Raw genomic sequence first — 13,352 nt, 5'->3', positions numbered from 1 at the left:
GCAGGATTGCCGTTTTGCCGGTAGCACCCTAGTGTGAAGTTCATGCGAACGATTATCAATAACAGGTCGGTGCCGGCCACGGTGAGCGTGCGGCGCCCGGGGGCCCGGCGATGCTGAACGGCGGCCCCGGGGCAGTGCCGGCCGGCGGGCTCGTCGCGGCCCGGCCGAAGCCGGTCAGGGGCCGGACGGGCATGCTTGCCGTGGGCGCCTTCCTGGTCGCCGCGCTGGCCGCGGTGCCGGTCGTCGTCGTGCTCGGCGCGCTGTTCGTGCCGGCCGGCGAGATCTGGGCCCATCTCGCCTCGACCGTGCTGCCGCGCTATGTCGCCAACACGGCGATGCTGGCGCTGATCGTCGCGCTGCTCACCTTCACGATGGGCGTGACCACCGCCTGGCTGGTGACCATGTGCGCCTTCCCGGGGCGGCGGGTCTTCGAGTGGGCGATGCTGCTGCCGCTCGCCATGCCGGCCTATATCATCGCCTATACCTACACCGGCCTGCTGGATTTCGCCGGCCCGGTGCAGTCGGGGCTGCGCGAGGCATTCGGCTGGGACCGCAACGACTACTGGTTCCCGGTGGTCCGCAGCCTGCCGGGCGCCGCCGTCATGCTCGGGCTCGTGCTCTATCCCTATGTCTACATCCTGAGCCGCGCCGCCTTCATGGAACAGTCGGTTTGCGCCCTGGAAACCAGCCGCACGCTGGGTCTCGGCCCGGTGGCCAGCTTCTGGCGGGTGGCGCTGCCGCTCGCCCGCCCGGCGATCGTCACCGGGCTGGCGCTGGCGCTCATGGAAACGGTCGGCGATTTCGGCACCGTGCAGTATTTCGCCGTCGATACCTTCACCACCGGGATCTACCGGACCTGGATCGGGCTCGGCGAGACCGCCGCCGCGACCCAGCTCGCGGCCGTGCTCACGCTCGCTGTCATGGCGCTGCTGCTGGTCGAGCGCTGGAGCAGGGGACGGGCCCGTTTCCACCATACGTCCGGCCGCTACCGGGCGCTTCGCCGGGCCCGCCTGCGGCCGGGTCTGGCCGCGCTTGCCTTCGTCGCCTGCCTCATGCCGGTGCTGCTCGGCTTCGTCGTTCCGGCGGGTCAGCTTCTTTACTGGGCGCTGGGTACACCGCTGGTCGGCGATTATTTCCGGTTGGTCGGCTCGACCCTCTCGGTCGCCGTCGCCGCCGCCCTGATCGCCGTCGCGGTCGGCGTCCTGCTGGCCTATGCCCAGCGGCTCAGCCCGGGGCGGGCGACCGGCGTCGCGATCCGCGTCGCCTCGATCGGCTACGCGGTCCCCGGCGCGGTCATGGCGGTCGGCGTGATGCTGCCCTTCGCCTGGTTCGACAACCGGCTCGACGAACTGATGCGCTCGACCTTCGGGGTCTCGACCGGGCTGATCCTGAGCGGCACCGTGATCGCCCTGCTGTTTGCCTATGTCGCGCGTTTCCTCGCGATTTCCTTCAACACCGTCGAATCGAGCCTCGGCAAGGTCACGCCGAACATGGACCGGGCGGCGCGCAGCCTCGGTGAACGGCCGCGCGGCATGCTGTTCCGCATCCATCTGCCGATGATCTCGGGCGGCCTCCTGACCGCGGCCATGCTGGTCTTCGTCGACGTGATGAAGGAACTTCCGGCAACCCTGATCCTGCGCCCGTTCGGCTTCAACACGCTCGCCGTGAAGGCCTTCGAGATGGCCTCCGACGAGCGTCTCGCGGAAGCCGCCGCACCGGCGCTTGCCATTGTCGTCGCCGGCATCGTCCCGGTCATCATCCTGAGCCGGGCGATCGCACGATCCCGACCCGGCCACCACGAGGCCCGTTGAACATGGATGCGTTACGTTTCGAGGGGGTCTCGCACGCTTACGATACCGGCCCGTCGCTGCTCGGCATCGACCTCGCGGTTCGCGACGGCGAGATCCTCTGCCTGCTCGGGCCCTCGGGGAGCGGCAAGTCGACGTTGCTCCGGGTCGCCGCGGGCCTCGAGGTGCCGAGCGAGGGGCGGGTCCTGATCGACGGCCGCACCGTCGCCGAGGACGGCCGTTCGCTGCCGCCGGAGGAGCGCAACGTCGGGCTGGTCTTCCAGGATTACGCGCTCTTCCCCCATCTCACGGTGCTCGACAACATCGCCTTCGGGCTGAAGGACATGGGGCGGCAGGAACGCCGGGCGCGGGCCCGCGACATCCTCGGCCGGGTCGGGCTCGCCGATTACGCCGACCGCTATCCGCATGCGCTTTCGGGCGGCGAGCAGCAGCGCGTGGCGCTTGCCCGGGCGCTGGCGCCGAAGCCGCACCTGATGCTCATGGACGAGCCCTTCTCGGGCCTCGACGCCGGCTTGCGCGACACCGTCCGCGACGCGACGCTGGAATTGCTTCGGGCCGAGCATGCGACCACCCTGATCGTGACCCACGATCCCGAGGAGGCGATGCTGACCGCCGACCGGATCGCCCTGATGCGGGCCGGGCGGGTCGTCCAAGTCGGCACGCCCGACGAGCTTTACCGCCATCCGAACTCGGATTTCGTCGCCCGCTTCTTCAGCCAGGTGAACGAGATTCGGGGCGCCGTCGTGGCCGGCCACGTGGAAACGCGGATCGGCCGCTTCTGTGTCAGCGACGACAGCCTGGCCGATGGCGAGCAGGCGCAGATCCTGCTGCGTCCCGAGGCGATCGGCTGGCAACCTCCGGACGGCGGGGTCGAGGCGACGGTATTGTCGTCCCGTTCGATGGGGGCGGAAACCGTGACCCGGCTCTCGCTCGCCGACGGGACGGTGCTGACCGCCCGCATGCGCGAGCGTCCGCTGGCCCGCGGCAGCCGTGTGCAGCTGACGGTCGCCAGCGACGAGGCCTTTGTTTTTCCCGCCCCCTGACCCCATATCCGGGGGTACGAGACAGCCCGGTTTCATTGCGCCGCTACAGGCTTTCTGCCATGATGCGGCAACTTTTGCGGCTCCATCCGAATAGACGGAGGTCCGCTACATTTCGGGAGTGCAGGGAATGAGCATTGGTATTTGGCAGATCGTTCTGGTCCTGGTGATCATCCTGATCATCTTCGGGGCCGGCAAGCTGCCGCGCGTGGCCGGTGACCTGGCCAAGGGCATCAAGAATTTCAAGAGCGGGATGGCGGACGACTCGTCCGACAAGCCGGCAGCTCCGGCCGCCGACCAGAACGGCAAGACGATCAGCGCCAGCGAGAGCGCCGATGCCAGCCTGTCCGAGAAGGACAAGGCCGCGCAGAGCTGAAGGCAGCGGGCCGGGGAACCGGCCTGCGCAACCATTTCGTCGTGATCGGGAAAAGGCGCCATGCTTGATATCGGCTGGGCGGAAATGATGGTGGTCGCGGTCGTGGCCATCATCGTCATCGGCCCCAAAGACCTGCCGAAGGCGTTGAGTACGGTGGGCAAGCTGGTCGGCAAGGCGCGTGCCATGGCGCGCGAGTTCCAGTCCGGGCTTGAGGATATCGCGCGCGAGGCCGAGCTCGACGAGATCAAGAAAACCGTCGACAAGGCCGGCGCCTTCAATCCGAAGAAGCAGATCGAGAACATGATCGATCCGTCGGGCACCGCCGACAAGCTGTTCGAGACACCGGCGTCGACGTCGCCGGCGACCCAGGAAAAGGACGCGGAAAGCGTGGCGAAACCGACGGAACCAAGGAAAGAAGGAACGGCGGGCATCGCCGCGCCGTCGTCGCCGGCCGAGACGAAGGAAACGGCCGCGGCCGAACCGACGCCGGTCGCCAGCGATCCGGAGAAGAAGACCGCGTCGGGAGTCTGATGGCGTGCACGAACAGGATGTAGACGCCTCCAAGGCGCCGTTGCTCGACCATATCATCGAACTGCGCAACCGACTGATGTGGGCCTCGGCGGCGCTGTTCATCGCCTTCATCGCCTGCTACCTGGTTTCCGAGCAGATCTACGCGATCCTGATGCGGCCGCTGGTGCTTGCCTTCGACGGCGACCTGACCGGCCGGCGGATGATCTTCACCGCGCCGCAGGAGGCGTTCTTCACCTATCTGAAGGTCTCCTTCTGGGCGGCCGCCTTCATCTCCTTCCCGATCATCGCCGCGCAGATCTGGATGTTTGTCGCGCCCGGCCTCTACAAGAACGAGCGGCGGGCCTTCATGCCGTTCCTGGTTGTGACCCCGATCCTGTTCTTCCTCGGCGGCGCGATGGTCTATTTCCTTGTCATGCCGCTGGCGCTGCATTTCTTCACCCTGTTCGAGAGCAGGGGCACGGCGACCACGCTGCCGATCGAGCTGGAAACCAAGGTCAGCGAATACCTGAGCCTCATCATGAAGCTCATCTTCGCCTTCGGCCTGTGTTTCGAGCTGCCGGTCTTTCTCACCCTGCTCGGGCGCGCCGGGATCGTCACCTCGACCGGGCTCGCGCAGAAACGCAAATACGCCATCGTCTGCGTCTTCGTTGTCGCGGCGGTGCTGACGCCGCCGGACCCGATCAGCCAGATCAGCCTGGCCCTGCCGATCCTGCTCCTCTACGAAATCTCGATCTGGTGCGTCCGCGCGGTCGAGAAGAAGCGGGCGGAACGCGAAGCCGCCGAAGAGGCCGAACTGTCGGGCGAGAAGACCGACGGGGATGGCACATCCGGGGGCGGCTGAGCCGCCTTCCGGGCACTGGACCTGATTTCGGCGGCGGCGTATACATCCGGCCCGGCCCCCTACGCCTACCCGACGGAGCGCACCGATGCTTGACCTGAAGTGGATACGGGAACATCCCGACGCGCTGGATTCAGCGCTCGCGAAACGGGGTGCGCCGCCGCTGTCCGCGGAAATCCTCGACCTCGATCGCCGGCACCGGGAACTGACGCAGGCGCTCCAGACCGACCAGGCGGCGCGCAACGAGACCGCCAAGGCGATCGGCCAGGCCAAGGCGCGCGGCGAGAATGCCGACGACCGGATCGCCGCGATGGGCGACCTGAAGCAGCGCATCCAGGCGGCGGAGGAGGGCGAGCGCGCCCTTGCCGCCGAACTGCAGGAACTGCTCGCCGGGATCCCCAACCTGCCGGCGGACGACGTGCCGGTCGGCCCCGACGAAAGCGCCAATGTCGAACTCCGGACGGTCGGCGAGAAGCCGGCCTTCGATTTCGCGCCGAAGGAGCATTACGAGCTTGGCGAGGCGCTCGGCCTGATGGACTTCGAGGCGGCGTCGCGGATGTCGGGCGCCCGTTTCGTGGTGCTGCGCGGCGCCCTGGCCCGGCTCGAGCGCGCGCTCGCCAATTTCATGCTCGACCTGCATACGGGGGAATTCGGCTACCAGGAGACGCAGCCGCCGACCCTGGTCCGCGACCACGCGCTGTTCGGCACCGGGCAACTGCCGAAATTCGCCGACCAGCAGTTCGTGACCGGCGACGGCCTGACCCTGATCCCGACCGCCGAGGTACCGCTGACCAACATGGTGCGCGAGCAGATCCTGGCCGAGGACGACCTGCCGCGCCGCTATACCGCGCTCACCCCCTGCTACCGCTCCGAGGCGGGTGCTGCCGGCCGCGATACCCGCGGCATGCTGCGCCAGCACCAGTTCTACAAGGTCGAACTGGTCTCGATCACCGCGCCGGAGCAGTCGGCCGCCGAGCATGAGCGCATGCTGGGCTGCGCCGAGGCGGTGCTGAAGCGCCTCGGCATCCCCTATCGGGTGGTCGTGCTGTCGACCGGCGACATGGGTTTCGGCGCCACGAAGACCTATGATATCGAGGCTTGGTTGCCGGGTCAGAACGCCTACCGGGAAATCTCCTCCTGCTCGAACTGCGGCGATTTCCAGGCCCGGCGCATGAACGCGCGCTACCGCCCGGCGACGGGCAAGGGGACGCGCTACCTGCACAGCCTGAACGGCTCGGGGCTCGCCGTCGGGCGAACGCTGATCGCCGTGCTCGAGAATTACCAGCAGGCCGACGGGAGCATCAGGATCCCCGAGGCGCTGCATTCCTATACCGGCGGCATGACCCACATTCCCGCCCCCTGACGGAGACCCTTCGCGTGCGTATTCTTCTCTCCAACGACGATGGCATCGACGCGCCGGGCTTGCAGGTGCTGCAGAAGATCGCCCGCGAACTGAGCGACGACATCTGGATCGTCGCGCCGCAGAACGAACAGAGCGGCGCCGGCCATTCGCTGACCCTACACGACCCGCTGCGCATTCACGAATATTCCGACCGCAAGTTCGCGGTGCGCGGCACGCCCACCGACTGCGTGATGATGGCGCTGAACTACATCATCACCGACAAGCAGCCCGATCTCATCCTGTCCGGGGTCAACCGGGGCGGCAACCTGGGCGAGGACGTGACCTATTCGGGCACCGTCTCGGCGGCGCTCGAGGGGACCATGCTCGGCGTGCCCTCGATCGCGCTCAGCCAGTGCATGCTGCGCGGCTCGCCGGTCAAGTGGTCGACCGCCGAGCATCATGCGCCGGGCATCATCCGGTCGCTGATCGAGACCGGCTGGGACCACCGCAACGTGCTGGTCAACATCAACTTCCCGGATGTCCTGCACGACCGGGTGACCGGCGTCGAGGTGGTGCCGCAGGGCCGGCGCGAGGCGACGGCGCTGATCATCGACCGCCGCATCGATGCCCGCGAGCTGCCGTATTTCTGGCTCGGCTACCGGCCCGAGGCGGCGCCGCCGGCGCGCGACTGCGATCTCGGCGCGATCCGCGCGGGCGCGATCGCGGTGACGCCGCTGCAGATCGACATGACACATCGGGAAACCATGAAGCGTCTCGAGAAGGCGCTGTCGTGAGCGAGAATGCCCAGAAGATCCGCCTGATCATGGATCTCCGGCGCCAGGGCATCAACGATACCGATGTCCTCTCGGCGATCGAGCGGGTGCCGCGCGAACAGTTCGTCGCCCCGGCCTTCCGCGATCAGGCCTACGAGAATATCGCGCTGCCGATTTCCCAGGGACAGACCATCAGCCAGCCCTACGTGGTCGCCTTCATGACCCAGGCGCTGAAACTCGACAAGCGGATGAAGGTGCTGGAGATCGGCACCGGTTCCGGCTACCAGGCGGCGATCCTGGCCCGCCTGTGCCGCCGCGTCTACACGATCGAGCGCTATCGCTCGCTGCATCGCGAGGCGGTCGAGCGCTTCCAGGCGCTCCGCATCACCAATATCGTCGCCAAGGTCGGCGACGGCTCGAAGGGCTGGCCGGAACAGGCGCCGCTCGACCGCATCATCCTGACCGCGGCGACGGAAACCATTCCGGATGCGCTGCTCGACCAGCTCGGCGAGGGCGGAATCCTGCTCGCCCCGGTCGGCCAGAGCCAGAAACAGCAGGAAATCGTCCGGATTTCCCGCGATGACGACGGCCGTTTCTCGGAGGAATTCCTGCTGCCGGTCCGCTTTGTTCCGCTCGTAGGCGGAGTAGCACAATAAGATCGCCTCAGAAGCTGTTGAATCGTATGTGAGAATCGCCTATCGTTCTGGCATGATTCAGGCGATCCGACCTTTCCGGCTGACGATAATCGCGGGGCTCGCTCTCCTCGTCAGCGGCTGTGCGTCGAATTTTGCCGCGCCGGTCATCTTCCGGGATGCGCCGGCACCGGTCGCCCGTGGCGGCACCACGCTCGCCGTCCGCACCGCCAGCGTGAATGCCGAGAGCGGCGCCTACAGTGCCCCGGAGCCGGCCCGTCGCAACCTGCCGCCTGCCGTTGAAGTGCGCGAACTCGACGCCGGCTCGGGCACGAGCGGCGTATTCCAGACCGCTTCGGCCCTGCCGAGCGGGACCGCCGGGGCGATGATGACGGCACCGGCCGCCGCCCCGAACAGCCGCGTGGTGCGCGTGCGCGCCGGCGACACGCTGGGCGCGATCGCCGCCGATGCGGGCGTTCCGGTCGCCGTGATCGCGAGCGGCAACAATCTCCGGCCGCCCTATATTCTGAGGGTCGGACAGGAACTGACGATTCCGGTTCTCCGTCGGCATGTCGTCCGTCCCGGCGAGACGCTCTATGCGATCAGCCGGGTCTACGGGGTCGAGCTTCGCGAACTCGCGGCGCTGAACGGCCTCGCCGAACCCTATCGGCTGGCCGCCGGAAACCGGCTCTCCGTGCCGGCGCCGGCGGGGCAGATCCAGCCGATCGCACCGGCCGCGCCGGCCCGTGAAGTCCAGGTCGCCTCGCTGTCCGGCATGCCGGGCGGGACCGACGTTGCCGAACTGCCGGCCCCGGATGGCGGCGCCGTCAGCCGTGAACCGGTGCCGGGTCCGGCGCTCGCGGCCTTGCCGACGGCCGCCGGGATGTCGTCGACCACCGATCCGGTGCCCTTGCCGGTCGTGAAGCCGGTCGCCCAGGCACCGGCGAAGGCTCTCCGCGCGCCCGCCGATCCCGCCGTGATCGAAGCGGCGCTCCGCTCGCCGCCGCCGCTCTCGGCGCGGCGTTTCGCCTGGCCGGTCCAGGGCAAGGTGATCTCGCGCTACGGCGCCAAGAAGAACGGCCTCCATAACGACGGGATCAATATCTCGGCCGATGCCGGCACCCCCATTCTGGCCGCCGAGAACGGCGTCGTCGCCTACAGCGGCAACGAGATCCGTGGGTTCGGCAACATGCTGCTGATCCGCCATGCGGACGGTTACACGACCGCCTATGCCCATGCCGGCGAATTGCTGGTCAATCGCGGCGACCGGGTGACCCGGGGCCAGGTGATCGGCCGCGTCGGCGCGACCGGCTCGGTTTCCCGCCCGCAACTGCATTTCGAGGTCCGCAAGGGCGTCACCGCCGTCGATCCGGCCGCGATCCTCGACCGGTCGAGCTGAAGCCACTTCCCAACAACCGGAATTGTCCGCCCGTTAGCCCCGGGTGATCGTTCCCGTGCGAGCGCGGCGGTCCTAGCGGCAGTCGGGCAGGCGAAGTCCCGGCGGCAGCCGGGTCGCCTCGTCGCCACAGGCGCCGGCGAGAACGGCGTCTTCCAGGCCGGTCACCTCGCTCAGGTCGGCGCCGGCGAGGCGGGCACCGGCGAGATTGGTGCCGGTCAGGGTCGCCCCCCTCAGCGTCGCGCCGTCAAGCCGCGTCCGCGCCAGGTTGGCGAAATCGAGCCGGGCGCCCGACAGATCGGCATCGCGGAGATCGGCGCCGGCGAGCCGCGCGAAGATCAGGCGACGGCCGGCGAGGTGCGATCCGCCGAGCGACTGGCCGGCCCCGTGCAGCGCCTGCAGGGCATCGACCAGGCGGCTGCCATCCGCCGCCGTATCGGCTTCCGCGACGATCGTCCGCCAGGCGGCAAGCTGGCGGTTCTCCAGATCGGCCCGGCCGAACAGGGCGAGCGCGGTGGTGAGCACCATCGCGCCCGCGAAGAGCAGGATGATCCGCCGCGTTTTCCCGGGACTCCGGGTCGGCATGTCGGCACTCATGGCTCAGGGGCGATAGCCGAAGCGGACCGGTCCGGTCAGGGTCTTCAGGCGCGGCTGGATCCATTCGACCCAGTCGGCCAGCGCCGGGCGCGTCTCGCGCGGATCGATCAGGTCGTGAAAGGCGAAGCTCTCGGCCCTCGGGAAGGCGCTCTGGCGGGCGGCGAGGGCGTCCTCCAGTTCCTTGCGCCGGGCGTCCGGATCCTCGGCCGCGGCGATCTCCCGGTGGAAGGCGACGGCGACACCGCCCTCGACCGGCAGGGCGCCGACGGCGGCGGAGGGCCAGGCGAGAACATGACCGTCCGGGCCATAGTGGGCGGCAGCGGCGACGCCGAACGACTTGTGCACGATCACCGTTGCCCAGGGCACCACCGACTGGGCGACCGCGGCGACCGCGGCGGTGCCGGCGCGGATCGTTGCCGCGGCCTCCGCGTCGGGGCCGATCATGAAGCCCGGCTCATCGACGAAGCTGACGATCGGCAGGTGGAAGAGGTCGGCGATCTCGACCATCTTGCGCAGTTTCCGCGCACCATCCGCGGTCATCGCCCCGGCATAGAAGCGGCAGTCGTTGCCGAGCACGGCGAGCGGCTGGCCGGCGATCCGGCCGAGGCCGGTGATGATGCCGCGGCCGTATCCCGGGCCGATCTCGAAGAAATTGTCGCGGTCGAGCACGGCGCGCAGGATGATCCGCATGTCAAAGGCCTTGCGGCGCTCGCGCGGCACGGCGTTCAGCAGCTTCTCCTCGCGCCGGCCGGACGGGTCGTCGGTGGCGATGCGCGGCGCCCGCTCGTCGATATTGGATGGCAGGTAGCCGAGGAAGCGGCGGATCTGGTCGAAGGCCGCCGCCTCGTCGTCGACGACATTGTCGACCACGCCGTTCCGGCCATGCACGGCCGCGCCGCCGAGCGCCTCCTTGTCGAGATCGTGGCCGAGCGCGCGCTTGACCACGGCCGGGCCGGCGATCAGCACCTGCGCCGTCTTCCGCGTCATCACCGAGAAATGCGAGGCGACAAGCCGGGCCGCCGGAAAGCCCGCGACCGGGCCGAGCGCGGCCGAGACCACCGGCACCTCCGACAGCACGTCGGCGATCGAGCGGAAACGGGGGGCGTTGAAGACCGGGTCGCCGACCGGCCCGGCCGGGCCCTTGCCGGCCCCGGCGACGCTGCCGCCGCCGCCCTCGAGAAAGCGCACCAGCGGAACCCGGTACTGCATCGCCAGATGCTCGGCATAGATGCTTTTGCGCAGGCCGGCGGCGTTCGGCGAGCCGCCCTTGAGGGTGAAATCCTCGCCGGCGACGGCGATCCGGCGGCCGTCGATCTCGGCCAGCCCGGTGACATAGTTGGCCGGGGTGAAGCGGACCGTCCCGTCCGGGGCGGTCTCGGCCGATCCGGCGCCGGGGCCATGCTCGCGAAAGCTTTCCGCGTCGGCGAGCCCGGCGATCCGTTCGCGGATCGTCAGCCGGCCCTTTTCGTGCTGGCGGCGGACCGCGTCCTCGCCGCCCTGGGCCTTCGCGGCAAGGCGCCGCGCCGCGATTCGTCCGGCTTCCTCGTCCCAGCTCATGCCGCCTCCGCTTCCGCGATCAGTGGCCCCGCAGTCTCGCGGATCAGCGCCCAGGCCTCCTCCACATGACGGTCCTCGGTCGCTGTCTGGCCGACCGAGAAGCGGATGCCGTAGCGCCCCTTTGCCCGGGCCTGGGTGAAATAGGCCTGGCCGCTGTCGTTGAGCGCTTCCAGCAGCTGCTCGTTCAGCCGGTCGAGCCTTGCCTCGTCATCGAGCCCGGGCGGGTGCAGCCGGAAGACGAACAGCGCCAGCCGGGCCGGCGCCAGGATCTCGAAACCGGGTTCGCGCGCGATCTCTCCGGCAATCTTCCCGGCCAGCGCGACATGGCGGCGGATGATCGCCTGCAGGCCCTCGAGCCCGTAGGAGCGCAGCACGAACCACAGCTTGAGCGCGCGGAAGCGGCGCCCCAGCTGGATTCCCCAGTCCCGGTAGTTCGTCACCCGGTCGCCCTCGCGGGTCCGGAGATATGCGGCGTCGATGGCGAAGCAATCGACGAACTGGTCGGTATCGCGGACGTAGAGCGCGGTGCAGTCGAAATTGGTCAGCAGCCACTTGTGCGGATTGAAGACGAAGCTGTCGACGAACTCGATGCCGTCCAGCATCCAGCGCTGCTCCGGCAGGATCAGCGCGCTGCCGGCCCAGGCGGCGTCGACATGCAGCCAGATCCCGTGGCGGGCGCAGAGCTCGCCGACGGCACGGAGCGAATCGAAGCCGCCGGCCGCGGTCGTGCCGAGCGTTGCGACCACGATCGCCGGCCGGGCGCCCGCCGCGATATCCGCCTCGATCGCGCTGGCGAGCAGGTCGGGCCGCATCGCGAAGGCGTCGTCGCTGTCGATCAGGCGAAGGTTGCTGCGGCCGAAGCCGGCGATACGGACATCCTTCTCGACCGACGAATGGGCCTCGGCCGAGCAATAGACCGTGAGCCGGGGGGCGGCCCGGAAGCCGAGATCGTTGACCAGGGAATCGCTCGCCCGTTCGCGCGCCGCGATCATCGCCGCCAGCGTCGCTGTCGAGGCGGTGTCCTGGATCACCCCGGTGAAGCCATCCGGCAGGCCGATCATCTGGCGCAGCCAGTCGAGCACCACCTGTTCGAGCTCGGTCGCCGCCGGCGAGGTCTGCCAGATCATCGCGACCTGGGCGACGGTGGCGGTCAGCATCTCGGCCAGCACCGACGGTGGCGAGGAGTTGGCCGGGAAATAGGCGAAGAAGGAGGGATGCTGCCAATGGGTCAGGCCGGGCACGATCTGTTGCTCGAAGTCGCGGAAGATCGCCGCGAAATCCTCGGGTTTCCCGGGCGCCGCTGGCGGCAGCGCACCGGCGATCTCGCCCGGCGCGACGCGGGAGCGGACCGGCCGCTCCTCGATCGTTTCCAGGTAATCCGCCATCCAGTCGACCAGTTGATGGGCGTGCGCGCGGAATGCTTCGTTGTCCAAGGAATTTCCCCCTTGCCGATACGGGGCCATGCGGCGCCTCCCGCCGGGCCGGCGGCGTGGCGGGACGCTCGCCGGCGGCGAATGTCTCGGTGACGATTGTCGCGCGCATTGTGCCGGGGCGACCCCGCCGGCCGCAACATCTTTGCGCCCTGCGATCGCCCGCGGCAGGCCGGACCCGCCGATAGCGGTCGCCCCGTCGCGATCTGTCGTATTCGACATAAAACGAGTCGCCGGCGGATCAGCCCGGATTCCCCCCCGTTCTTAACTGGAGGAACAGTCGACATCGCCGCCGGTTGGCGCCAGGTTGGGAGTTGTCTCGTGGCCGATCAAGAGGACGAACTCGATCTCAATGAACTGAGCGACGAGGATCTCGTCGAACAGATGCATGACGATCTCTATGACGGCCTTGCCGAGGAGATCAAGGCGGGCACGAACATCCTGCTAGAACGGGGTTGGGAGCCTTACCGGGTTCTCACCGAGGCGCTGGTCGAGGGTATGCGGATCGTCGGCATCGACTTCCGCGACGGCATCCTCTTCGTGCCCGAGGTCCTGCTCGCCGCCAACTCGATGAAGGCCGGCATGGCGATCCTGCGTCCGCTGCTGGCCGAGAGCGGCGCGCCACAGGTCGGTAAGATGGTGATCGGGACGGTCAAGGGCGACATCCACGACATCGGCAAGAACCTCGTCTCGATGATGATGGAGGGCGCCGGCTTCGAGGTCATCGACATCGGCATCAACAATCCGGTCGAGGATTACCTGGCGGCGCTCGAGGAACACAAGCCCGACATCCTCGGGATGTCGGCGCTGCTGACGACGACCATGCCCTACATGAAGGTCGTGATCGAGACGCTGAAGGAGAAGGGCCTCCGCGACGACTATATCGTGCTCGTCGGCGGCGCCCCTCTGAACGAGGAATTCGCCCGCGCGATCGGCGCCGACGCCTATTGCCGGGACGCCGCCGTCGCGGTCGAGACGGCGAAGGACATGGTGGCCCGGCGGCACAATCAGCGAAGGTCCGCCTGACGGCCC

Annotated in this window: 13 protein-coding genes; 10 read left to right on the top strand and 3 right to left on the bottom strand. The window is 68.6% G+C overall.

Going from position 1 to position 13,352, the window contains the following annotated elements; translation table 11 throughout:
- Positions 1 to 191 precede the first annotated feature (191 nt).
- The 9 genes from OCH7691_RS21465 (at position 192) to OCH7691_RS21425 (ending at position 8,739) form a co-directional block, all read left to right on the top strand.
- Positions 192 to 1,811 carry an ABC transporter permease gene (locus OCH7691_RS21465; protein WP_085885724.1) on the top strand — a complete coding sequence of 540 codons (1,620 nt, stop codon included), beginning with the start codon at positions 192 to 194 and terminating at the stop codon, positions 1,809 to 1,811.
- 2 nt (positions 1,812 to 1,813) lie between these two features.
- Positions 1,814 to 2,851 carry an ABC transporter ATP-binding protein gene (locus OCH7691_RS21460; protein ID WP_085885668.1) on the top strand — a complete coding sequence of 346 codons (1,038 nt, stop codon included), beginning with the start codon at positions 1,814 to 1,816 and terminating at the stop codon, positions 2,849 to 2,851.
- Positions 2,852 to 2,978: 127 nt separating this feature from the next.
- Positions 2,979 to 3,224: a twin-arginine translocase TatA/TatE family subunit gene (gene tatA, locus OCH7691_RS21455; RefSeq protein WP_085885667.1), complete on the top strand. Its 246-nt coding sequence runs from the start codon at positions 2,979 to 2,981 to the stop codon at positions 3,222 to 3,224.
- Between the two features lie 60 nt (positions 3,225 to 3,284).
- A complete protein-coding gene (gene tatB, locus OCH7691_RS23550) occupies positions 3,285 to 3,755 on the top strand; it encodes a Sec-independent protein translocase protein TatB (RefSeq protein WP_085885666.1) in 471 nt (156 codons plus the stop codon).
- 4 nt (positions 3,756 to 3,759) lie between these two features.
- Positions 3,760 to 4,596 carry a twin-arginine translocase subunit TatC gene (gene tatC, locus OCH7691_RS21445; RefSeq protein WP_085885665.1) on the top strand — a complete coding sequence of 279 codons (837 nt, stop codon included), beginning with the start codon at positions 3,760 to 3,762 and terminating at the stop codon, positions 4,594 to 4,596.
- Positions 4,597 to 4,681: 85 nt separating this feature from the next.
- Positions 4,682 to 5,956: a serine--tRNA ligase gene (gene serS / locus OCH7691_RS21440; RefSeq protein WP_085885664.1), complete on the top strand. Its 1,275-nt coding sequence runs from the start codon at positions 4,682 to 4,684 to the stop codon at positions 5,954 to 5,956.
- A 14-nt stretch (positions 5,957 to 5,970) separates the two neighbouring features.
- A complete protein-coding gene (surE, locus tag OCH7691_RS21435) occupies positions 5,971 to 6,729 on the top strand; it encodes a 5'/3'-nucleotidase SurE (protein WP_085885663.1) in 759 nt (252 codons plus the stop codon).
- Positions 6,726 to 7,364, top strand: coding sequence for a protein-L-isoaspartate(D-aspartate) O-methyltransferase (locus OCH7691_RS21430; protein ID WP_085885662.1), 639 nt, complete (start codon positions 6,726 to 6,728; stop codon positions 7,362 to 7,364). The genes surE and OCH7691_RS21430 overlap by 4 nt, the downstream gene beginning before the upstream one ends.
- Before the next feature lie 52 nt (positions 7,365 to 7,416).
- Positions 7,417 to 8,739, top strand: a complete 1,323-nt coding sequence (locus OCH7691_RS21425; protein WP_085885661.1) for a peptidoglycan DD-metalloendopeptidase family protein — start codon at positions 7,417 to 7,419, stop codon at positions 8,737 to 8,739.
- A 72-nt stretch (positions 8,740 to 8,811) separates the two neighbouring features.
- On the opposite strand, the gene OCH7691_RS21420 is transcribed toward OCH7691_RS21425, so the two are convergent.
- From OCH7691_RS21420 to OCH7691_RS21410, 3 genes are read right to left on the bottom strand one after another with little or no spacing between them, the layout of a single operon-like run.
- Positions 8,812 to 9,321: a pentapeptide repeat-containing protein gene (locus tag OCH7691_RS21420; protein ID WP_217808190.1), complete on the bottom strand. Its 510-nt coding sequence runs from the start codon at positions 9,319 to 9,321 to the stop codon at positions 8,812 to 8,814.
- Between the two features lie 15 nt (positions 9,322 to 9,336).
- Positions 9,337 to 10,890: an acyl-CoA carboxylase subunit beta gene (locus tag OCH7691_RS21415; RefSeq protein WP_085885659.1), complete on the bottom strand. Its 1,554-nt coding sequence runs from the start codon at positions 10,888 to 10,890 to the stop codon at positions 9,337 to 9,339.
- Positions 10,887 to 12,323 carry a pyridoxal phosphate-dependent decarboxylase family protein gene (locus tag OCH7691_RS21410; protein ID WP_085885658.1) on the bottom strand — a complete coding sequence of 479 codons (1,437 nt, stop codon included), beginning with the start codon at positions 12,321 to 12,323 and terminating at the stop codon, positions 10,887 to 10,889. Before OCH7691_RS21410 ends, OCH7691_RS21415 begins: the two co-directional genes overlap by 4 nt.
- A gap of 381 nt (positions 12,324 to 12,704) precedes the next feature.
- Here OCH7691_RS21410 and OCH7691_RS21405 point away from each other — a divergent pair, with 381 nt between their 5' ends.
- On the top strand, positions 12,705 to 13,346 hold the full coding sequence (locus OCH7691_RS21405; protein WP_085885723.1) for a cobalamin B12-binding domain-containing protein: 642 nt from the start codon (positions 12,705 to 12,707) through the stop codon (positions 13,344 to 13,346).
- Positions 13,347 to 13,352: the final 6 nt, after the last annotated feature.

Source organism: Oceanibacterium hippocampi, from assembly GCF_900172325.1.
Classification (GTDB): Bacteria; Pseudomonadota; Alphaproteobacteria; order Sneathiellales; family Sneathiellaceae; genus Oceanibacterium; species Oceanibacterium hippocampi.
This window is presented reverse-complemented; position numbering and strand designations above follow the sequence as displayed.